Source organism: Rhodococcus sp. FG69 (genome assembly GCF_057808915.1).
In genome coordinates, this window is record NZ_JBMDIX010000108.1 from 1 (window position 1) to 721 (window position 721).

The window sequence follows — 721 nt, forward strand, 5'->3', positions numbered from 1 at the left end:
TCGTCGGGGTTTTCGGTGTCGGGGTTGTTGGGATTCGGGTTGTCGGTGTGGTTGTCGGTGTGGTTGTCGAGTGCGGTGCGGCGGCGGTCGTCGGCTCGTTGTTCGGCGTTCGGGGGTTTCATGCGGGTCGGTAGTGAGGTGGTGTGGTGTTCGTGTTCTGCTGCGGCGCGGTCGAGGAGGTCGGCCAGTGTTGCGCCCGAGCCTGTTCCCCCTGTAGCGGTGTCTGTGGCGGGTGGGTGTGGGTGGGGGCGTGAGTGTGCGCCGCAGGTGCAGGTGCGGTGCGGGGTGTGTGGCGGTGGAGCGGGTGGCGGTGGTGGTGGTGGTGGGTCGTGGTCGGTGAGGGTGTCGAGGTAGCGGCGGCTGGTGGTGAAGATGACTTGCCAGGTGGCGTCGCGGGCCATGTCGCGCAGGGTGGTGGGGTCGAGGTGTCCGTAGCCGTGGAGGTAGGCGGAGTGGTTGTGCAGTCCGAGGACGGTTTCGAGGTCGGCGGTGATGTGGATCAGCGGTGTAGATGGTGGGGTGTTCATGCCGTGGGGGTGGCGGATGGTGTCGGGGAGGGGTCGTCCGCAGGGGCAGTGTCCGGCGTCCGGGGCGCCGAGGTAGGGAGGGCGAGAACCATCGGGTTCACCGTCGCCAGGCCCGCTGTCGTCTGATCCACCGTCTCCGGGCCCAGTGCCATCAGAGCCGCCCTCATCAGGCCCACTGTCGTCGGGTCCACCAT

The 721-nt window shown here is 68.1% G+C and carries 2 pseudogenes; both read right to left on the reverse strand.

Annotation, left to right across the window (positions count from 1 at the left end):
* Positions 1 to 527 (reverse strand): annotated as a pseudogene (locus ACODSO_RS29175) (hypothetical protein); the annotation flags it as partial.
* Positions 524 to 721: pseudogene (locus ACODSO_RS29180) on the reverse strand (hypothetical protein); the annotation flags it as partial. The pseudogenes ACODSO_RS29175 and ACODSO_RS29180, both read right to left, overlap by 4 nt.